Source organism: Roseovarius sp. EC-HK134, assembly GCF_902498815.1.
Classification (GTDB): Bacteria; Pseudomonadota; Alphaproteobacteria; order Rhodobacterales; family Rhodobacteraceae; genus Roseovarius; species Roseovarius mucosus_A.
Map to the genome: position 1 here is coordinate 2959379 of NZ_LR701544.1, position 20454 is coordinate 2979832.

General features: G+C 59.7%; 20 protein-coding genes. 7 read left to right on the forward strand and 13 right to left on the reverse strand.

Annotation, left to right across the window (positions count from 1 at the left end):
* Positions 1 to 31: 31 nt before the first annotated feature.
* The 10 genes from GC127_RS18175 to GC127_RS18220 all read right to left on the reverse strand — a co-directional run bounded on the left by GC127_RS18175 (position 32) and on the right by GC127_RS18220 (position 9684).
* A complete protein-coding gene (locus tag GC127_RS18175; RefSeq protein WP_008282213.1) occupies positions 32 to 655 on the reverse strand; it encodes a TetR/AcrR family transcriptional regulator in 624 nt (207 codons plus the stop codon).
* The gene (gene ppk2 / locus GC127_RS18180) at positions 648 to 1517 is read right to left on the reverse strand and encodes a polyphosphate kinase 2 (RefSeq protein ID WP_081508472.1); all 870 of its coding nucleotides are present in this window, start codon (positions 1515 to 1517) and stop codon (positions 648 to 650) included. The genes GC127_RS18175 and ppk2 overlap by 8 nt, the downstream gene beginning before the upstream one ends.
* A 36-nt stretch (positions 1518 to 1553) precedes the next feature.
* Positions 1554 to 2522: an alpha/beta fold hydrolase gene (locus GC127_RS18185; protein ID WP_151979216.1), complete on the reverse strand. Its 969-nt coding sequence runs from the start codon at positions 2520 to 2522 to the stop codon at positions 1554 to 1556.
* Complete coding sequence (metA, locus tag GC127_RS18190; protein WP_008282216.1) at positions 2506 to 3429, reverse strand: homoserine O-succinyltransferase; 924 nt, start codon at positions 3427 to 3429, stop codon at positions 2506 to 2508. Before metA ends, GC127_RS18185 begins: the two co-directional genes overlap by 17 nt.
* Positions 3430 to 3456: 27 nt before the next feature.
* A complete protein-coding gene (locus GC127_RS18195) occupies positions 3457 to 4329 on the reverse strand; it encodes an ATPase (protein ID WP_151979217.1) in 873 nt (290 codons plus the stop codon).
* 113 nt (positions 4330 to 4442) lie between these two features.
* On the reverse strand, positions 4443 to 5561 hold the full coding sequence (locus tag GC127_RS18200; protein ID WP_008282218.1) for an OmpP1/FadL family transporter: 1119 nt from the start codon (positions 5559 to 5561) through the stop codon (positions 4443 to 4445).
* Positions 5562 to 5698: 137 nt separating this feature from the next.
* Positions 5699 to 6586 carry a DMT family transporter gene (locus GC127_RS18205; protein ID WP_081508475.1) on the reverse strand — a complete coding sequence of 296 codons (888 nt, stop codon included), beginning with the start codon at positions 6584 to 6586 and terminating at the stop codon, positions 5699 to 5701.
* A complete protein-coding gene (locus tag GC127_RS18210; protein ID WP_151979218.1) occupies positions 6583 to 6849 on the reverse strand; it encodes a putative quinol monooxygenase in 267 nt (88 codons plus the stop codon). Before GC127_RS18210 ends, GC127_RS18205 begins: the two co-directional genes overlap by 4 nt.
* Complete coding sequence (gene guaA / locus GC127_RS18215) at positions 6846 to 8414, reverse strand: glutamine-hydrolyzing GMP synthase (RefSeq protein ID WP_151979219.1); 1569 nt, start codon at positions 8412 to 8414, stop codon at positions 6846 to 6848. The genes GC127_RS18210 and guaA overlap by 4 nt, the downstream gene beginning before the upstream one ends.
* 52 nt (positions 8415 to 8466) lie before the next feature.
* Positions 8467 to 9684, reverse strand: coding sequence for an OmpP1/FadL family transporter (locus tag GC127_RS18220; RefSeq protein ID WP_217524494.1), 1218 nt, complete (start codon positions 9682 to 9684; stop codon positions 8467 to 8469).
* Between the two features lie 344 nt (positions 9685 to 10028).
* Here GC127_RS18220 and GC127_RS18225 point away from each other — a divergent pair, with 344 nt between their 5' ends.
* Complete coding sequence (locus GC127_RS18225) at positions 10029 to 11576, forward strand: trimethylamine methyltransferase family protein (protein WP_008282223.1); 1548 nt, start codon at positions 10029 to 10031, stop codon at positions 11574 to 11576.
* A 62-nt stretch (positions 11577 to 11638) separates the two neighbouring features.
* On the opposite strand, the gene GC127_RS18230 is transcribed toward GC127_RS18225, so the two are convergent.
* Positions 11639 to 11932, reverse strand: a complete 294-nt coding sequence (locus GC127_RS18230) for a DUF6477 family protein (protein WP_037298324.1) — start codon at positions 11930 to 11932, stop codon at positions 11639 to 11641.
* Between the two features lie 238 nt (positions 11933 to 12170).
* On the opposite strand from GC127_RS18230, the gene GC127_RS18235 reads away from it, so the two are divergent.
* The 3 genes from GC127_RS18235 to lipA all read left to right on the forward strand — a co-directional run bounded on the left by GC127_RS18235 (position 12171) and on the right by lipA (position 15424).
* Positions 12171 to 13286 carry a DUF6456 domain-containing protein gene (locus GC127_RS18235; RefSeq protein WP_199861279.1) on the forward strand — a complete coding sequence of 372 codons (1116 nt, stop codon included), beginning with the start codon at positions 12171 to 12173 and terminating at the stop codon, positions 13284 to 13286.
* A gap of 72 nt (positions 13287 to 13358) precedes the next feature.
* Entirely contained in the window at positions 13359 to 14357 is a 999-nt protein-coding gene (locus tag GC127_RS18240) for a hydrogen peroxide-inducible genes activator (protein ID WP_254700161.1), read from the forward strand.
* A 122-nt stretch (positions 14358 to 14479) separates the two neighbouring features.
* Entirely contained in the window at positions 14480 to 15424 is a 945-nt protein-coding gene (gene lipA, locus GC127_RS18245) for a lipoyl synthase (RefSeq protein ID WP_008282227.1), read from the forward strand.
* A gap of 95 nt (positions 15425 to 15519) precedes the next feature.
* Here lipA and GC127_RS18250 read toward each other — a convergent pair whose 3' ends face one another.
* Positions 15520 to 16089, reverse strand: coding sequence for a DUF882 domain-containing protein (locus GC127_RS18250; protein WP_008282228.1), 570 nt, complete (start codon positions 16087 to 16089; stop codon positions 15520 to 15522).
* 381 nt (positions 16090 to 16470) lie between these two features.
* Here GC127_RS18250 and GC127_RS18255 point away from each other — a divergent pair, with 381 nt between their 5' ends.
* The 3 genes from GC127_RS18255 (at position 16471) to GC127_RS18265 (ending at position 19727) form a co-directional block, all read left to right on the forward strand.
* Complete coding sequence (locus GC127_RS18255) at positions 16471 to 18039, forward strand: murein L,D-transpeptidase (protein ID WP_151979840.1); 1569 nt, start codon at positions 16471 to 16473, stop codon at positions 18037 to 18039.
* 219 nt (positions 18040 to 18258) lie between these two features.
* On the forward strand, positions 18259 to 18519 hold the full coding sequence (locus GC127_RS18260) for an acyl carrier protein (RefSeq protein WP_037298430.1): 261 nt from the start codon (positions 18259 to 18261) through the stop codon (positions 18517 to 18519).
* On the forward strand, positions 18516 to 19727 hold the full coding sequence (locus GC127_RS18265) for a beta-ketoacyl synthase (RefSeq protein WP_008282231.1): 1212 nt from the start codon (positions 18516 to 18518) through the stop codon (positions 19725 to 19727). Before GC127_RS18260 ends, GC127_RS18265 begins: the two co-directional genes overlap by 4 nt.
* Before the next feature lie 59 nt (positions 19728 to 19786).
* Here GC127_RS18265 and GC127_RS18270 read toward each other — a convergent pair whose 3' ends face one another.
* A complete protein-coding gene (locus GC127_RS18270) occupies positions 19787 to 20410 on the reverse strand; it encodes an invasion associated locus B family protein (protein WP_037298327.1) in 624 nt (207 codons plus the stop codon).
* Positions 20411 to 20454 lie beyond the last annotated feature (44 nt).

Sequence of the window (20454 nt, forward strand, 5' to 3'; positions counted from 1 at the left end):
GCACGCAAGAGGTGTGCTTTGAATTTTCGGGTCAGGGGGTGCTGTCGGGCGGGATGAGGCCAAGACCGCGCAGATAGACGCTTATGCCGGATTCAAGCAGGTCTTCGGGCGGAAAGGGGGCGCGGGCACCGGGGGTGCCACGCGCGTAAAGTTCGACCACCCCATGGCTCATCGCCCAGACATGGGCGGCGAACATCGCCGCAGGTGGGCGGCGGTCAGGCGGCAAATGCGCCGAGAGGGCGGCGGCGGCGCGGGTGAGGATCGCTTGGGCCCGCGCGGCGGCATCGGCCAATTCCGGGTTGGAGTTTACCGAGAGGCCGGATTCGAACATCGCCACGTAATGCCCGGCATTCGAGCGGGCAAAGGCCAGATAGGCGCGCCCCGTTGCCATAAACGCCGTCAGCGGATTGGGGCGGGCGTCATTGAACGCGGCTTCCATCCGGGTGACAAAGATTTCAAAGCCTTGGCGCGCGGCCTCGGCAATCAGTGCCTCGCGGCCTGAAAAATGCCGGTAGGGCGCGGCGGTCGAGACACCGGCCAATTTTGCGGCCTCGGCCATGGTAAAGCCCTGCGGCCCCTTTTCGGCAATCAGGGTCAGCGTGGCCTCGACCAGAGCCTGCCGCAAATTGCCGTGGTGATAGCCCTGCTTACCCATGCCAAATTTCAGGGCCGCCGACGATGCCCGGATCAGCGCTGCCCACCGCGCGGGCATCCTTGCGGGCATAATCCAGTTGGCTAAGGACATGACGGATGGTTTCAATCCGCGCGCGCCGCTTGTCGTCCGAGCGCACGACAGTCCACGGCGCATGGTCGCTATGGCTGCGTGTGAGAGTTTCGGCGATGGCGGCGGTGTAACTGTCCCATTTCTTGAGACCCTCGACATCGATCCAGCTGAGTTTCCATTGCTTGAGGGGATCTTGCTCGCGGTCGAGAAAGCGGCGGAGTTGCTCGGCACGGCCAACATTGAGCCAGACTTTGAAGAGATGGATACCCTCGTCGACGATCATCCGCTCGAAATCCGGGACTTGGGCAAAGAAATGCTCGCGCTGCGCGTCGGTGCAAAAGCCGAACACTTTTTCCACAACCGCGCGGTTATACCAACTGCGGTCATAGAATACGATCTCGCCCCCGGCGGGCAGATGGTCGATATAGCGCTGGAAATACCATTGTGTTGCCTCGACATCCGACGGTTTGCTAAGCGCGACAACCCGCGCGCCGCGCGGATTCAGATACTCGCGGAACCGCTTGATCGTGCCGCCTTTACCCGCCGCATCGCGCCCCTCAAAGACGATAGCGATGCGCGCACCGCTTTCCTTGGCCCAATGCTGGAGCTTGACCAGTTCGATTTGCAGCTTTTCGATATCTTTCTCATAGGTCTTTTTTGACAGGCCTTCGGAATAGGGGAAATCGGCCCCCAAGATATCATCCTTATCGGCGCGGCGGATTTCCTTGCGGATGGCTTCGGGGGCTTCCGTCTCGAAAAAGGCGCTGATCGCGCCGTCAAAGGGCAGGTCCATGGGGCCTCTCGCTATGGTTTCCGTCAGTATGGCGGCTCAATCGACGGGGTGCAATCCGGCGCGGGTAGCGGCGCGATCTATGGCTGCAATCACCGCCTCTGGATCGCTGTGGTGGGGCATGTGGCCGACGCCGTCGAGCACGGCCAGATGGGCACCGGGAATTTGGGCCGCCAGCGGTTCGGAATGGATCGAGACGCCCACGGTGGTATCAGCCGTGCCGTGTACGATTTCGACCGGCACGGTGATGGTGCCGTAAAGGGTGTGCAGTGCCTCGATCTCGGCCAGTAGATTGGCGCGCTGCAAGGCATTGGCCCGCAAAGAATGGCGGCGCAGCGTGAGGCCGGCACCAATATGTTCGAGATAACCTTCGGGTGGTTCTTGCGGCGTGAAAATTTCCCGCACCGCCTGTTCGACGCGGGTGTCATGGACAAAGGCGGTAAGCAGCGGGATCACGAGCGGGCCAAGCACCGGATGCGAGAGCACGCGGTAATAGGTCGAGAGGCCGGTATCCCAGGGTTTGGCGGCACCGGCCACATCCACGAGGGCTGCGATATGATCAGGTCGCGTCACCGCCCAAGCAAGCGCTACCGCGCCGCCATAGCTATGGCCGAGCACGATAGGCTTGTCGGCCCCAAGCTGGGCTGCCGCCTCTTGCAGCAGCGCCGCTTGTTGGGTGATCGTGGCCCCGGTGCGGTTGATGCGGGCGGTATAACCCAGACCGGGGCGATCAATCACGATGACACGGTAGCGCTCTGCCAATCGCGGGGCGAGTTCAAAGGTCAGATCGCGGGTATTGCCCGAGGCCCCGTGGATCAGCACCAGATCAGGCCCATTGCCCATCACGACGGCATGCACGCGGTGGCCGCTCACGTCGATGATCTGGCCCTCTGGGGGAAAGGAGGCTTCGGCGCGCGCCTCGTGGGTGCGGGCACGTTGCTGGGTCCAGCCCCAAAAAGCGACCAGACATACCGCAACAAGGATCAGGGATTTAACAGCCAATGGCATTCATATCGAACGGGGTCGTCTGATAGATCTGGTTCACCCAGTTGCCATAAAGAAGATGCGCGTGACTGCGCCAGCGGTTCTGCGGCGGGCGCGACGGATCATCGCCGGGATAGTAGTTGCAGGGCACATTGATCGGCGTGCCGTTGGCTATATCGCGGTCATATTCCTGTTTCAGCGTGTCGCTGTCATATTCAAAATGGTTGAAGATGTAGAGCGCACGACGCGCGGTATCCTCGACCAGACAGGGTCCGACATCATCGCTGTCCAGAAGGATCGTAAGCCCCTCGACCGCCTCGATCTCGGCGCGTTTCATCTCGGTCCAGCGGCTGACGGGGATCACGCAATCATCGGAAAATCCGCGCAGATAGGGTGACGCGGGGACCATGTTGCGATGCCGAAAGCAGCCAAAGGCCTTGGCGGGCAGCATGTGTTTCTGCACCCCGTGGAAATGGTTGATCATCGCCATCCCGCCCCAGCATACCCCAAAGGTCGAATGCACATGGGTTTGGGTCCAGTCAAAGACGCGCGCCAACTCTGCCCAATAGGTCACGGCGTCGAAATCGAGATGCTCAATCGGCGCGCCGGTGATGATGAGGCCATCGTATTTGTCACCCGAGGCGGCGACCTCTTCAAAGGGGCGGTAAAAGCTCTCCATATGTTCGGCGGCGGTGTTCTTGGTCTGATGTTCGCTCATGCGGATCAGGTCAAAGTCGATCTGCAACGGGGTTGCCCCGATCAGCCGGGCAAACTGGTTCTCGGTCTGGATCTTTTTCGGCATGAGGTTGAGAAGGCCGATGCGCAGGGGGCGGATATCCTGCCGCGCGGCTTGATCCGGGTCCACCACCATCACCCCTTCGCGCGTAAGCACGTCATAGGCTGGCAGGTCGGCTGGGATCTTGATGGGCATCAGGTGGGGTTCCTTGGCTGTCGGGCCTTAGATAGGCGTGGCGGCGCGGCGCTCAAGGGCGGTGGCGATCAGCGCCTCAAACTCCTGTGCCGTTTTGACGGTCGCCACCTCATTGGCGGTGACGCTGACGCCCCATTTTACCATCGCCTCATAGCGGGGCTGACGGTGCGCAAGAGCGCGAGCATAGGTCCAGCGGATAAAGCTGTCTGGATCAACTTCGTCCTCTTCGCAGTTGTTTTCTTTTAGGTATTCGGCCCATGCCGCATCGAGAAAGGCAGGCTGATACGCCATCGGCTTGGGCGCGCGATCAAATCGGCGGATCAATTCAGCCGTATGCGCCTCGGAGCCTTCAATATAGATCAGCAGACAATGTGCCGAAAGTTCCTTTAGGATCGTGTCCTCGGGATCGTCGCCGTCTACCCATTCACAGATCGACCCACCGGTGTCGCAGATGAAATGCGGATATCCATAGAGTGCGTCTGCGCGGCGGATGAAATAGGCCGTATCCATCAGCGCGTGGATCTCGGCTTGCCGAAACTGTTCTTGTCGGATGCGGTATTCTTCGATCGGCAGCCCGCCTTTGGCGGGATTGCCCGGCTTGCCCAGATAGGTCGAAACCGGGGTGAGGTTGTGAAACGTGATGTTGGAGCCGATATAGATCGAGTCGCTTAGCAGAAGGTCACGCAGGAAGGGCACCTGCATTGCATACGCCTTGGCATTGTCGGCGATAAGTTCGCCCATGTAGCGCGTGCCGATGCGGTAATCTATCGAGTAGTGAAACCAGTTCCCGGCATCCCGCAGCGTGTTCGACACATGCGTCTTGCCCAAGCCTGACATGCCGTAGAACAGCACCCGTTTATGTGTGGCCTCGCGCCAGTCTTGTGCCGAAGTGTAGATCATCGCTGCTCCCTCTCGCGGGTTTGGTACAAAGCGCGCGGCGCGGGGTCAAATGCAATCATGCAAAAGCCCCGCCCGGGTGAGGGGCGGGGCCTTATTTTTGGTTCTAGGACCGCTTAGAAGCGGAAGGCGACCTTGGTGCCGATGGCGATGGCATCGCTGCCAGAGAAGGCCGTGACGTTCGAGTTCGCGTCGCCGACATCGAAATACTTGATACCAGCGGTGATTTCCCATGCCTCGGTTTCGTATGTGGCGGCCAGACCGTAGCTGAAGTAACCGTCTTTGCCCGAAAGGTTGCCAACGACGTCCCCTTCATCCTTTTCATAGCCAAGGAGGACAGCGCCACTCCAGTTTTCGTTGAACCGGCGACCGATGCCCAGCTCATAGGTCCAGATGTCGCTCGGGCCGCTGGCGATGGGAACGTTGACCGGAACACCCGTGGCGACAGAGAAGAAGTCGCCGGGCTGAACGGCGAATTTCGACCATTCCCGCCATTTCACAGAGCCAAAGAGCAAGGTGTCTTTTGCAATACCTGATTGGGCATGAAGGGTGAACGCCTGCGGGATTTCCACTTTGAAACCTGCGCCGGTGTTGTCCTTGAAATCGTGCTCTGTTTTGGACTCATAGGTCAGGGCAACGCGCAGGGCGATGTCGGGGATTTCATAGGCGGCACCCAACAGGTAGCCGACTTGGAAATCCTTGTTCACGCCCAGCGTATAGGGTGAGTTGGGTGCAGGAACCGCGCTGCCAAGGGTGGCGGGCGAAATCACCGTGATATTGCCCGACAGGCCGACATAGCGCAGACCACCATAGATGCTGAAGCGATCAGTTGCCTTGTATTTTGCAAGGGCAGTGAACGCGACAGAGCTGACTTCGGCGCTTGATCCGCCAAAGAACGCGCCACCCAAGGCCGCCGGGGGCGTGCGATAATTGACCGAAGCGCCAACCGGTTCGTCGATGACAAACGCGAGCGCCACACGATCATTCAGTTCATGCTTGTAGCCGCCTGCAAAGGATTGATAGCGGTTCTGGATGTTGCCAGTGGGGGCCGTGGGCACACCGGGGCGCGCAACGCCCGAGACGGATGGGTCCACGGTTGCGGCCGAGAACTCGAGATAGTTCTTGCCTTTTTCGAACAGGATCATCGAAGGGTCGCCCCGTCGTTCGATTTCACCACCAAAGGCTGACGATGCCGTTGCGGCGATCACGGTCGCTGCGAGCCAAGTTTTCTTCATGTGTCCCTCTCCTCCAGAAATATTTGGATCACATTACCTTTACGCCGAAACCGGTCAATCTTTGACGCGGCGTCACAAATTGCGACGTGGCGGCAGGTGGCGCAGCGGACACACTTTCTAAGGAAAAAAGTGTAAATTCATACACTTTTGCGCGTTTCGCGCCAAAGATTCAGGTAATTCGCACCAAAGATCACAGCCGCGCCCACGAGTACAAACACGTCAACAGCCTCACCATAAACCAAAAGGCCGACAATGGCGATTACGGGCAGTCGTAAAAAATCAACCGGAGTGACCAAGGTGGCCGGGGCCAGCGAGAGCGCGGTGGTCAGGCAAAAATGGGCCAAAAGCCCCGCGCATCCGATCAGCACGAGCCATGGAGCAGAGGTGAGCGAGGGGAGGGCGATGTCCCCATCATACCCTGCGCAGGCCAGGCCAAAACCGATTTGCAGCAGTGTCATCCAGAAGAGGATGCAAGTGAGGGATTCCGTACGTGTCAGGCGCTTGGTCATCAGGATTGAACCGGCAAAGCCGATGGCGGCCGCCGCCGCAGCGATTGTGCCCAGGTTGATTGTCTCGGGACTGGGGCGCGCGACGATGAGGATGCCGGCAAAGCCGATTACGGCGGCGAGGGCGCGGGTGCCTGTCAACCGCTCGCCCAACACCAGCGGTGACAGGATCAGAACCCAGAGTGGGGCCGTGAATTCGAGGGCAAAGACCTGTGCCAGCGGAATGACGGTGATCGCATAGAACCACAGGTTTTGGCCGGTAAAATGGCAGAGGTTGCGGACAAGATGCGTGCCGGGGCTGCGCGTGGTGACGGTGGCAATCTGGCCGGTCAGGCGGGCCACGCATAGTACAAGGATAAAGCCCACAATGCTGCGATACATCATGATCTCGAACGTATCGAGTTCAAAGCTGACCGCGCGCCCCGCTACCGCCATAGATGAGAAAGAGGCGACCGCGCCCAGCATCCAGAGCCCCGCGCGCAAGGTCTGTGGGGCCGGGGCGGGGGCCGCCAGACTCATTCCTCGGTGATCTCGAAGTGACGGGGCATATGCGAGGTGACACGCCACCATTCGCTGGCGCGCGTCCGGGTCTGATGCGCGTCAAAGGCGGCACGGTCAACAAAGCGCTCTGACACCCTGAATTCTCCGGGCGCGGTTTCGGTCACGTCAAACGACAGACAGCCCGGTTCGGCACGGCTAAGGCGGATATGTTCCGTCAGGGCGGCGCGCGTGACCTCAAGGTCTTCGGAGGGACAAATCATTTGGCCAGTGAGAGAAATCATTCCCACTCGATCGTTCCCGGTGGTTTCGACGTGATGTCATAGGTCACGCGGTTGATGCCTTTGACCTCGTTGATGATGCGCGTCGCGGTTTCACCGAGAAACTCGTGGGTAAAGGGATAGTAATCGGCGGTCATGCCATCGACGCTTGTGACAGCGCGAAGGGCGCAGGCAAAATCATAGGTCCGCCCATCGCCCATGACCCCAACTGTTCGCACCGGCAGGATGGCAACGAACGCCTGCCAGATGTCATCATAGAGCCCGTGGCGGCGAATCTGGTCGATATAGACGGCATCGGCCTTGCGCAGGATTTCGAGTTTTTCGCGGGTGATCTCGCCGGGGCAACGGATGGCAAGACCGGGGCCGGGAAAGGGATGACGCCCGATAAAGCTCTGGGGAAGGCCCAGTTCGCGCCCCAAAGCGCGCACCTCGTCCTTGAAGAGTTCGCGCAGGGGTTCGACCAGTTTGAGGCCCATTTTCTCGGGCAGGCCGCCGACATTGTGATGCGACTTGATGGTGACAGAGGGGCCACCCGAAAAGCTGACGCTCTCGATCACGTCGGGGTAGAGCGTGCCTTGGGCGAGAAACTCGGCCCCTTCAATCTGGCTCGCGTATTTCTGGAACACGTCGATGAACAGGCGGCCAATGGCTTTTCTCTTTGTTTCAGGGTCACTTACGCCCTCAAGCTCACCTAGAAAAAGCTCTGCCTCATCGGCATGAATGAGGGGGATGTTGTAATTGTCGCGGAACATGGCCACGACCTCGTCGGCCTCGCCCTGACGCAAGAGGCCATGATCGACAAAGACGCACGTCAGTTGGTCGCCAATGGCCTCATGGATCAGCACGGCGGCGACAGAGGAATCGACACCCCCCGAGAGGCCGCAAATCACCTGTTTGTCGCCCACTTGAGCGCGGATCTTGGCAATCGCCTCTTCACGGTAGGCGCCCATGGTCCAGTCGCCCTTGAAGCCCGCCTGCCGGATGAAATTCTCATAGAGCCGCGCCCCGTTCGGCGTGTGATGCACCTCGGGGTGGAATTGCACGGCGTAGAAGTTGCGGGCGCGGTCTGCCGTGATGGCAAAGGGCGCACCGGATGAGGTGCCCAGAACCTCGAATCCAGGTGCGATTTCAGAGACATGATCGCCGTGGCTCATCCAGACCTGTTCGCGCGAATCCCCGGCGAACCAGCCATCGACAAAGCCGCTTGCAACACCCGTCGACGTCACGTAGGCGCGGCCGAATTCGGCGGTGGCATGTTCGCCCGCCTCGACGCGACCGCCCAAGTCCTGCATCATGACCTGCTGGCCATAGCAGATGCCCAAGATAGGCACGCCCAGATCATAGGCGGCCTGAGGCGGCCTTGGGCTGCCCTCGCGCATCACGCTATCGGGGCCACCCGAAAAGATGATCGCGCGCGGCGCCATCTCTTGCAGGAATGCGTCCGTCACCTTTTGGTAGGGATGGATTTCACAATAGACATTCAGCTCGCGCAGGCGACGCGCAATAAGCTGCGTTACCTGGCTGCCAAAGTCGATGATCAGGAGGCGGTCATGGGATATCTGGCTCATATCTCGCCTAGTAATTGGCGTCCCGCTCCGGCGCAAGAGAAAGCAGCGCGCCTTACCAGCGATAGCTGATGCCGGTTGCGATCTCGTGTTGATGCATGCGGATTTTCACCGGTTGTGCCACGCCGGTAAGCGCCGGGTTGGACCCCGAAAAGCTGTTGGAGAAGGCATGGGTGTAGGCAAAGGTAAAGGCCCAGCGGTCGTTGATCTCATAGGTGCCGCCCGCCGAGAGATGCCATTGGGGCGTGCCGGGGGCGATGGTGTTGATCACCACGTTGCCGTCGTTCTTGATGAACTCGGTCGAATAGCTAACGCCGGTGCGCAACGTCAGCTTGTCAGACTTCTGCCAGATGGCGGCCAGACGCCAGACATCGACATCCTGCCAGCCGAATCCTACGCCATTGGACGCCCCCAGCGGGCCGCCCGGAGGTGCGCTGGAATTGGCGATGGATTTCACATTGCCGTAGAAGATGCGTTGATACTCGCCCGTGAGTGTCCACTGGGGGGCAGCGGCGGGGGTATAGGCCGCCCCAAGGGTCAGCATTGCGGGCACGTCGAATTCGCCGTCGGCAAAGAGGCCCTTGTAGCGGCTGAACTTGGACATCTGGATTTCGTTGCGATAGGCCGCGCCAAAGGTCCATTCCGGATTGGCCTCATACAGCAGGCCAAGGTTTACGCCAAAGCCGGTGGACCAATCGTGCCCGCGGTTGGTGACATCGCCGGGACTGATCGACAGGGCAGAGAAGGCTTGCAGCCCCTGTGCCTTGAACCGCTGCACCGCAAGAATAGGAGATACGCCCAAGGTCAGGCGATCATTCACCTTGCGGGCATAGTTCAGCGTTATGAAGGCCTGTTCGAGATTGACCCCGACCGGGGCGGAGCCCGCGCCAAGCCCGGCAAAGAAATTGGTGTCAAACTCGGTATTCATGCCGCCATTGCCAAAGACAAAGGCGCCAAGCGATGAGCGCCCATCGAGTTTCCAGTTGGCACCGCCGCAGGGAATGAAGAACACGTCATTCTGGCTTTTGTGGGTGCCGGGGGTCAGTGGCCCGCCGGGGGCGATTTCCACGTCGCGGTTCGGGGCAAAGGTGGTTAGACAAAGGCCCGCTTGATTGCCCAGCTTGACGCCCGTGGCCGGATTTTGCGCCATGCCGAGGACACCCGTTGGCACCGCAACACCTGCGCCCGCCATGCCCTTGGACTGGCCACCATAGCCATTGGAGAAATAGCCATTGGTGGCTGTGGCGGGGCTTGCCAGCGCGAGTGCACTCATCAGCGCAGATAGTTTCGCCAAGTGGCGCAAACACGTCTTCATCGTAACATACCTCTTACTGCGGTGCGGTTAGCCCAGATCTGTCAGTTTGTCCTGCGCTTTTAGAGACTGACGCTGATCATGGTAAATAGATCAGGCCGAGATCAAAGCATTATGGTTTTTGAATATATTTTGTCATTCATTTTATCCAGTCCTGAAATCAACAAGGGGCGCGTGTCGCTTTTTCCCCTCAATCGCCGGAATCTTCGCCTGATACACGCCGACAAACAGGTATGACCAGAGCAGACCTGCCCTGTGGCGGGAGCCTTGGCTATTGCAATTGACCATATACGAAGGGTGCATCCATGTCAGAAGCAGCACTGAGCAGCAGACGGTCCCGTGGCGGCGGCGGGGCAGCACGCCGTGCCGAACGCACCGCCGTCAGCATCGAGACCGCGCGCTATATCGAGCGCAACATTCCGAATTTCGAGGTTCTGACAGAAGAGGCGCTTGAAATCATCGAGGCCAATGCCGAAACGGTACTGGCCGAGGTGGGCGTGAATTTTGTCCAGAATCCAGCCGCGCTGGAACGCTGGCGCCAGGCCGGGGCCGATGTGCAGGGCGAGCGGGTGCGCATTCCGCGCGGTTTGGCGCGGCAACTCTGTGCCACCGCCCCGTCGCGGATCATCCAGCATGCCCGCAATCCCGAGCGCACGGTGGAAATCGGCGGCAAGTCCCTCGTTCTGGCACCGGTCTATGGCCCGCCCTTCGTGCGCGACATGGAAGGCGGCCGCCGCTATGCCACGATGGAGGATTTCCGCAAATTCGTGAAGCTGGGCTATATGTCGAAATGGTTGCACCATTCCGGCGGCACGGTGTGTGAACCCACCGATATTCCGGTGAACAAGCGCCATCTTGATATGCTGCTGGCGCATATGACCCTGTCGGACAAGCCCTTTATGGGATCGGTGACAGAGCCTAGCCGCGCGCAAGACAGCGTTGATATGTGCAACATCCTCTTTGGAGAGGAGTTCGTGCAGAACAACACTGTCATGACATCGCTCATCAACGTGAACTCGCCGATGACGTTTGACGATGTCATGATGGGGTCGCTGGAAATCTACGCCGCGAACAATCAGGCCTGTATCCTGTCGCCCTTTATCGTTGGCGGTGCGATGGCACCGGTGTCGGTGGCGGGTACGCTGACGCAGGTTCTGGCCGAGGTTCTGGCAGGCATTGCCTATAGTCAGCTTGTGCGCCCCGGCGCGCCGATGATCTTTGGGGCCTTCGTTACCTCGATCGACATGAACTCGGGCGCGCCGACCTTTGGCACTCCAGAGGCCGCACATATCACCTATGGGGCGGGTCAGTTGGCGCGGCGGATGGGGCTGCCGTTCCGGTCTTCCGGGTCGTTCAACGGTTCCAAACTGCCGGATGCGCAGGCGGCGTATGAGACGGCAAATAGCCTGAACGTCGGGCTTCTGGCAGGGGTTAACTTTATGTTGCACTCTTGCGGCTGGCTTGAAGGCGGTCTTGTGTCATCCTTTGAGAAATTCGTCATGGATGCCGATCAGCTGGGCACGCTTCACCATTTGGCGCGCGGCGTGCAGGTGGATGAAGAGGCGCAGGCGATGGACGCCATTCGTGAGGTTGGGCCGGGTGGCCATTATCTTGGCTGTGCGCATACGCAGGCGAATTTCAAATCCGCCTTTTGGCGCTCTGACCTGTTCGACTACAAGCCGTTCGAGACGTGGGCAGATGAGGGCGAGCGCGACACGATGGTTCTGGCCAATGCGCGGGTTCACAAGCTTTTGGCGGATTATCAGCAGCCGCCGCTTGATCCGGAAATTGCCGAGGCACTTGCCGCCTATGTCGCCAAGCGCAAGGCTGAAATGCCGGATGCCTTTAGCTAAGATCATCGAGACTTGCCTAAAGAACGCGCGCCGCACCGACTTGCGGCGCGCTTTTTTTTGTGTCAGGTCTCGAGCAATGACGGGGTTATGTCCCGTGCCTCTGCCATCATGGCGATCAATACCTCGACATGGCGGGCCGGTGAGTAACCTGTGGACGCAAGGCGGCGTTCCTGATCCAAGGCAGCCTCGGTTTCAAGCAGGCGCACAAGCGCGGTAGGGCTCTGGGGTAGGGGGCCATCGCGCAGTAGCCGCCGCAAATGCACCTCGCGGCGGTAGTCTTGCAGACCAATCCGCGCCGCGCGGATCAAAAGTGGGGGGCGGCGTAACGCCCGCAGAGTTCCAAGAATATCGTGCATAAGAGGCTCCTGTGATCGTGCAAATGCTTCGTCGCACAGGTTCGGTGGCTGTTGCGTTTTCAGGCGCTGCGCCGCGCGCAGGGCTTTGGATTTGTTTACGATTTGTCAATGAAGGTTGCATTTCTGGAAACAATTAACGAACCGGTAATCTTTGCACTCTTAAGTTGTGGATAACTCTGTGGGTAAGTTGCCAGGTTGCGATCTGGTGCCGGAAGGCCGAAAATTTGGGGGACGGGCGATGCACGAGGGGTATGCATTCAAGACCATTTTGCATGACGTACCCTCTTGGGTGCCTGAGGCGGCGCTGCATTATCTGGCCCATACCGAATCCGGCACGCCGATCAGGGCCTTGGCGCGGCACGCGGGGCGGCACGCTTCGACCGTGATGCGCCAAATCCGTGCCTATGAGACCCGCCGCGATGATCTTTTGGTGGACGAGGCGCTGCGGCGGCTTGGACAAAGGGTTAACCATGACAAGATTTCCGGTTCTCCTGCCAAGGAGGCTGCCATGACATCCCACACCATCACGCGACACAATCAGACGCCTGAATTGACGGAAAACCGCTTGAAATCAGAGGCGCGGCGCGTTTTGCGCCGCCTCTGTGAGCCGGGGGCCCTGTTGGCCGTCTCTGCCGATATGGACAAGGCGGTGGTGGTGCGTGACACCGGTAGCGGCCAGACCCTGCGCACGGCGGTCGTCGAGCGCGAAGTGGCCGAGGCTATGGCGCTCAAGGGATGGGTGGCCTGTGACGGACCGGGGCGCATCGCGCGGTATCATATCACCGCCACAGGGCGCAACGCGCTCAGCCTGATGTTGGCTGAGGCCGAAAATCAGGCAAGCGGTCTCAGGGACGGGCCGTTATTGTCGGAGCAGGTCGCATCCCGCCCCACGCCAGTTTCCAGCGGACGACGCGCGCGCTACGGTCTGGTTGACTCGCCCCTTGTGGCTCTGGCCCGACGACGTGACAAGGACGGCAGCCGGTTTCTGACCTCGGATCTTGTGCGCGCGGGCGAACGGCTGCGCGAGGATTTCGAACTGGCCCAGATGGCCCCACGTGTCGCGCAGAACTGGGACCATTTTCTCAGTCATGTCGATGAGCATGGCAGCCCCGTGGTCTCTCGTGGGTATGACGCCGAGGCGGCACGCCTGCGGGTCTTGGCGGCGTTACGGGATCTTGGGCCGGGCTTGGGCGATGTGGTGCTGCGCTGCTGTTGTTACATGGAGGGGCTGGAACGCGCCGAGAAGAAAATGGGCTGGTCGGCGCGGTCGGGCAAGATCGTGTTACGCATCGCCCTGCAACGGCTCAAACGGCATTACGAGGGGTTGGGAGAAGCGGGCAGCTTGATCGGTTGAACGCGCAGGCTGCAAAGCCGCCATGCTATAATTCAGGCTTGTCATTGAGGTGGTGACCCATAAGCTATGGATATGAACATCACCCTTCGACAGCTTGGCTATTTCAAGGCGCTTGCCGAACAGCGCAATTTCGGGCGTGCGGCAGAGGTGGTCAATATTTCACAACCGGCGCTCTCTGTTCAAATCAAAGAGATGGAGACAACGCTTGGCCAAAAGCTGGTCGAGCGGCGTGCGCGGGATGTGGTGCTGACCCCGTTTGGCCGCCTGATTCTGGCGCATGCCCTGCGGGTTCTGGACGAGATGCAGGCGCTGAGCGAGGCGGCGCGGTGGCAAGGCGGGCTGGCGGGGCGGCTATCGCTTGGGATTATCCCAACCATTGCGCCCTATATTCTACCCGGCGTGCTAGAGGCGCTGCGCAGCCGCGATATCTCGCTTGATGTGCAAGTGCGCGAGGCCAAGACTGACCAATTGATCGCCGACATTCAAGGCGGTCAACTGGACGCCGCGATACTGGCGCGGCCGGTCGGGGCTGAGGGGCTGCGCGAGCGACTGCTGTTCGAGGATCGGTTCTTGTTGGCGGGAACCTCGGTTCGGTTGGCGGCGCTTGGGCAAGGGGCAGAGGCGCTGCGCCCGACCTCGCTGGTGCATAGCCCGCTGTTGTTGCTGGAAGAGGGGCATTGCCTGACGGATCAAGCGCTTGAGGTTTGCGGACGTGGGCGTGGGCACGCACAGATTGATATGGGCGCCTCTTCGCTTGGCACGCTGTCGCGGCTGGTGGCGGCGGGATTCGGCCTGACCCTCATGCCCGAGATTGCGGCGGCGACCGAAGTGAGGGCGGCACCGGGGATAAACCTGCGCCGGTTTAGCCCGCCAGAGCCCGCCCGCCAAATCGTTCTGGTGCGTCGTCAGAGCACGCAAGACGAGGTGTGGTTCGAGAAACTGGCCGAGGTGTTGGAAACTGCCGGTGCCGCGCTTATCGCTCTTGCGCGCGCGCAGGTGCCGGAACCCACAGCCGCGATGCGACCTGCGCCGCACGCAGCGCAGGTCGACATTTACAGGAACACTCACTAAGCGCGATGGACACTCGTTACCCATGGTGCAGTCGTCAGGATGTAACGCTGCGTGACTGGCACTCTCCATCGCTATGATTTATACTATCCAAGCCTTACCAAATCATTCGCGGGGAAAAATTCGTGCGCGATCTCAAACTGCCGGACCAACGTCATCCTGAAAAGGCGCATCGCCCCGATAACGCCCAACCACGCAAACCCGACTGGATTCGGGTCAAGGCCCCGACGAGCAAGGCCTATTTCGAAACCCATCGGATCATGCGCGAGCACAAGCTGGTGACGGTCTGTGAAGAGGCGGGTTGCCCGAATGCCGGCGAATGCTGGAGCCAGGGACACGCGACCATGATGATCATGGGCGAGATTTGCACGCGCGGCTGCACCTTTTGCAACGTGGCCACCGGCAAGCCGCAAACCCTTGATGCGTTCGAGCCGGGGCGCGTGGCTGATGCCGTTTCGAAGCTGGGCTTGAAGCATGTGGTTGTGACGAGCGTGGATCGCGATGATCTGTCGGATGGCGGGGCTGAGCATTTTGCGCAGACCATTCGCGCCATTCGCCACCGGGCACCCGGAACCACGATCGAGATTTTGACGCCGGATTTCCTGCATTGCGAGGATGGTGCGCTGGAAACCGTGGTGGCGGCCAAGCCGGATGTGTTCAATCATAACCTTGAAACTGTGCCCGGACTCTATCCCACCGTGCGCCCCGGCGCGCGGTATTTCCATTCCCTGCGGCTTTTGCAGCGGGTAAAGGAACTTGATCCGACGATGTTCACAAAATCGGGCATTATGGTTGGCCTGGGCGAGGATCGGCAGGCCGTGCATCAGGTGATGGATGATATGCGCGCCGCCGGAATAGATTTCCTGACTATTGGCCAATACTTGCAACCCACGCCGAAACATCACGCGGTTGATCGTTTTGTGCATCCTGATGAGTTCGCAGCCTATGAAAAGGCGGCCTATGGCAAGGGCTTTTTGATGGTCTCTGCCAGCCCGCTGACGCGGTCCAGCTATCATGCGGGCGATGATTTCGCGCGGTTGCAGGCGGCACGGAATGCAAAATTCGCCTGATCGTGCCTTGGGTGCGCTTTGACAGGTCATGATGCACAGAAAAACCGGCCAATGGGCCGGTTTTTTGGTTTCTTGGTACTGTGAGTGATTGAGGGTTAACGCCCCCAGGTCCGCACCGGGCCGCAATCCATATGTACGAAGTTGCTGCCGGAATAGCGCCCAACGCCACCGCCGCCACAGGCCACGCCGGCACGGTAAATCTGGCTGACAGAGCGGCTTCCAAGACGCAGGTCTGCGGCCTCGCCGACCATGTGAAGGGAATTGCGGGCAACACCATTGGAGCGGCTGCGCAGCATCGCGTTGGTCTGGGCGCTTCGATAGCCGCTCAAAAGCGTGTAGGGCTCGGATACGTCGAGCAGGTTATGGCTGGCGGCCATGATGTCGATGGTGCGAATATCAATGTTTTTCACCTGATTGGTACGCCAATCACGCATGAACAAAGATATCTCGCGCACGGCTTCCTTGAGGTAATCGCCTTCGATCCAATAGATTGTGTCGAGCCGTTCACCGGTGCGCGGCGAAACAAGGCGAATGCGGCGGATATCGCCAGCACCGCGTAGAAAGCCAGCTGCATTGGAAAATGTCGGGGCTGCTGCCACAGCTGTTGCCGCGAACGCAAGCAATACGCCACGCCGCGAGATGCCAGTTGAACTGATTTCTGTCATTGTTTCAATCGCCTGTCCCGTAGCCTACCTGTTGTTGCTGTCCCGCAACATTCTCAATCATCCCCAGATGTGCGGAATTTATGGCACAGCGGGAATCAATGACCAAGCCCTGATTTGCTGTGTCGTTCAATATTCAAGTCCTTTCGGCGGGATTTCGCGCATAATTTTCTCGATGTGGCTAGAATACGCATCCGCCGCTGCATTTTCGTCGCAGTCATGCACTTGTCGTCGAAACTGACACGGAATCCTTAGTAAAAAATTGAGAACGATGGGAAATCCCGCATATAGTTTCTCAAAGCGACCCCGTGACTTAGAGGTAAAAGAATGATTTTGGCGTCTTGCCACCCGCGCTCTCGCGATTTGCTCCGAATTGTCCCGGTCATGCTGACCGCCGCACTTGTTCTGTTTGCATGGATCATGCCAGCTGCGGCGCAAGAAGCGGCGTTTCGGCAAGCGGTGGCCGAGGCCGCAGCCGAGGATCGTGACCTTGCGGCCTTTTATCAGGATCAGAGCTATCGTCCGGTCTGGACCGGTGCGGGGGCCGAGCATCTCGCGCGCCGTCAGGCCTTGGTTCAGGTGCTAGCGCGGGCCGGGGTGCATGGCCTGCCTGCGGAGCGTTATGATCTTGACGGGTTGATTGCGTCGATGACCGCCGCGCGGTCACAGCGCGATCTGGGGCAGGTAGAGGTCGCACTCAGCCGCACCTATCTGCGCTATGCGCATGATGTGCAATCTGGGGTTTTGGTGCCCTCAAAGGTTATTGGTGACATCAAGCGTGAGGTTGTGCGGCAGGAATCTGGGGCGCTTTTGAAAGAGATTCTTGCAAAAGAACCTAGCCGTGTGATGCGAAACCTTGCGCCGCAAAGCAATGAATACGCGCGCCTCCTCAAACAAAAACTGCGGCTAGAGCAGTTGGTCGCAGAAGGCGGATGGGGGGCTACGGTTTCTGCAGAAAAGCTGCGGCCCGGCGACAGCGGCCCGGCTGTCATCGCCCTGCGTAACCGGCTGATTGCAATGGGCTATCTGGATCGGAGTGCGGCGCAGACCTATGATATGAGGCTGCAACAGGCGGTTCAGGCCTTTCAAGGGGATCACGGGCTTGAGACCGACGGCATTGCGGGGGCGACGACGCTTGCGGCGGTGAATACGCCTGCGACAGAGCGGCTCAAATCGGTGATTGTCGCGATGGAGCGGGAGCGCTGGCTAAGCCAGGAGCGCGGACAACGCCACATACTTGTTAACCTGACCGATTTCAGCGCGCGTATTCTCGACAATGACGCGGTGACCTTTGCAACCAGAGCCGTGATTGGCAAGAATGACCAGAACCGCCGGAGCCCCGAATTCTCGGATGAGATGGAGTATATGGTCATCAATCCGACGTGGCATGTGCCCTATTCAATCGCAGTCAACGAATACCTGCCGCAGATGCAGCGCAATCCGGGTGCGGCGTCGCATCTCAAGCTTTACAATCGCAATGGCCGCGAGGTGAGCCGGGGGGCAGTCAATTTCGGCGCGTATAATGCGCGCAATTTCCCTTTTGCGATCAAGCAACCACCGTCAGAGCGCAACGCGCTTGGGCTGGTCAAGTTCATGTTCCCCAACAAGTACAATATCTACCTGCACGACACGCCGCAAAAAGCGCTGTTCGATCTGGAGAAGCGCGATTTCAGCCATGGCTGTATCCGCCTGCATCAACCGTTCGATTTCGCCTATGCGCTCTTGGGGCGGCAGGAAAGCGATCCCAAGGCCTTCTTTCATTCCGTGCTGGGCACAGGGCGCGAAACCTATGTGCAACTGGAGCAGCATGTGCCGGTGCATATCATCTATCGCACGGCCTTTACCCAAGCACAGGGGCGTCCGCAGTATCGTGGCGATGTCTACGGGCGCGATGCGCGGATCTGGGAAGCGCTGGAAAAGGCCGGGGTGTCATTGGATACGCCACGGGGCTGAGATTTGAGTTTTTCGTCGGTTCAGGGCCCGTGCCGCGAGGTGCGGGCCTTTTGCCATGCGCCTGCCTGTGATAGCGCAGGGTTTCAGGTGCGGCACACTGCGCGGCTGTCTTGAAAAGATTGTCTGCGCGCGGGACCGATCTTAAATAAACTGTTACCAAACCGACGCAGAAGACCAGCATCCGCCCGGCCCCCGGGCGTCAGAATGAAAGACCTTGCCATGAGCACCATTCAGGACCGTGTCATCGCCATCATCGCCGAACAGGCCGTGCTCGAACCTGCGGATGTCACTCTCGACAGCACGCCCGAGGACCTGGGTATCGACAGTCTCGGATTGGTCGAGAGTATCTTTGCCATCGAAGAGGCGTTTGACATTTCCGTGCCCTTCAACGCCAACAACCCGTCAGAGAGCGATTTCGACATTTCCACTGTGCGTTCGATCATCGCCGGCATCGAGCGGCTGGTGGCCGCGCAATCGTGAAACGGGTGGTCATTACTGGCGCGGGCACGATCAACGCGCTTGGGGCCGATGTGCCCAGCACGCTTGAGGCGATGCGCGAAGGGCGTTGCGGCATTTCCGATCTGGAGTTTCAGGACGTCGAGCGCTTGTCGATTCGCATTGGTGGCCAGGTCAAGAACTACGATCCCGAGGCGCAGTTCAACCGTCAGCAACTGGCGCTCTATGACAGGTTTACCCAATTCACACTGATCGCGGCGCGGCAGGCCATGGCGCAGGCCGGGTTGGAGTTTTCGGGCGAGTTGGCCGCGCGGGCGGGCGTGATTCTTGGCAACTCAGGCGGGGGCATGACCACGCTCGACGAGAATTACCGCTCTGTCTACGAAGAGGGCAAGAACCGGGTGCATCCCTTTGTCGTGCCCAAGCTGATGAATAACGCCGCTGCTTCGCATCTGTCGATGGAATTCAATCTCAAGGGGCCGACCTTTACCGTCTCGACCGCTTGCGCGTCGTCCAATCACGCGATGGCGCAGGCATTTCAGATGGTGCATGGCGGCATTACCCCGGTGATGGTCACGGGGGGATCTGAATCGATGCTGTGTTTTGGCGGCGTCAAGGCGTGGGAGGGGTTGCGCGTCATGAGCCGGGATGCCTGCCGCCCATTCTCGGCCAATCGCAACGGTATGGTTCAGGGCGAGGGGGCCGCGATTTTCGTATTTGAAGAGATGGAGCATGCCAAAAGGCGCGGAGCCGAGATTTTGGCCGAGGTCGCAGGCTTTGCCATGACGTCGGATGCCTCCGACATTGTCATGCCCTCCAAACAGGGGGCCGCACGTGCCATCACCGGCGCGCTCAATGATGCGCGGATCAACCGCGAAGAGGTGGGCTATATCAACGCGCATGGCACTGGCACTGCGGCGAATGATAAGACCGAGAGTGCGGCGGTGGCGGATGTGTTCGGGCATCACGCGGATCGTCTGATGATTTCCTCGACGAAATCCATGCATGCGCATCTGATCGGTGGAACTGGCGCGGTCGAGCTTTTGGCGTGTATCATGGCGCTGCGCGACGGGATCATTGCGCCCACAATCGGCTATGAGGAACCGGACCCGGAATGCGCACTGGACGTGGTGCCGAACGTGGCGCGCGAGGCGCGAGTGAATGTGGCGCTGAGCAATGCCTTTGCCTTTGGTGGGCTCAACGCTGTGCTGGCGCTCAAGCGCTTTGCCTGAGGTTGGAACACAAAACGCCGCCCCATAGGGCGGCGTTGGCATTAGGAGTGATACTTTAATTACTGCTGAAGAATTGAGGCTTCTTCGAACGCAGCGGTAAAGCCCTTGAGCGAGGCGTCAATCTTTACCTTTTGATCCGGCGCCTGAGCCGGGACAATTTCAAGCGTCACCTTCACGCCGCGCTTCATCGTGTCGATGTCCTGTTGCGTCAGACCGATGCGCGCGAAACAGCCCGCCATGGTGCAGAACGAATAGGCATAACTCTTGGCATTGGCGCCATCGACCGAGAGCTTGATTTCTTCGGTCAAAAGCGTGCCCAGAGGGGCAGCAATCGTGGCGCCTGCGATCACCGGACCACCTTCGGGCAGACGGTAAATGGTGAATTCCGCCACCGGATTCCCGGCGCTCTCGGTCATCAGCTGATACATCTGGCAGAGGTCTTCTTGCCCTTCCACCCCGGTGCGAAAGCATTTGATCTGCCAATCGTCATGGGTGGATTTGATATAGGACGGATCCTCTTGCACAGGGCGTCCGGTGTCGAGACCGATCGCCGGGGTCTCGGCGTCCGGTTCTGCGGCCTCTACCGGGGCTTCGGGGGCCGGCTGTGTTGCTTCTTGTGCGCTGAGGGCTCCGCCCATTGCGAGAAGCGCCACAATCGAAAGGCTTGTAAGGAGTCTAGGCATCATTTCCCCATATCGGTCTATGTTTCCGCCGCGCTTTAGCATGG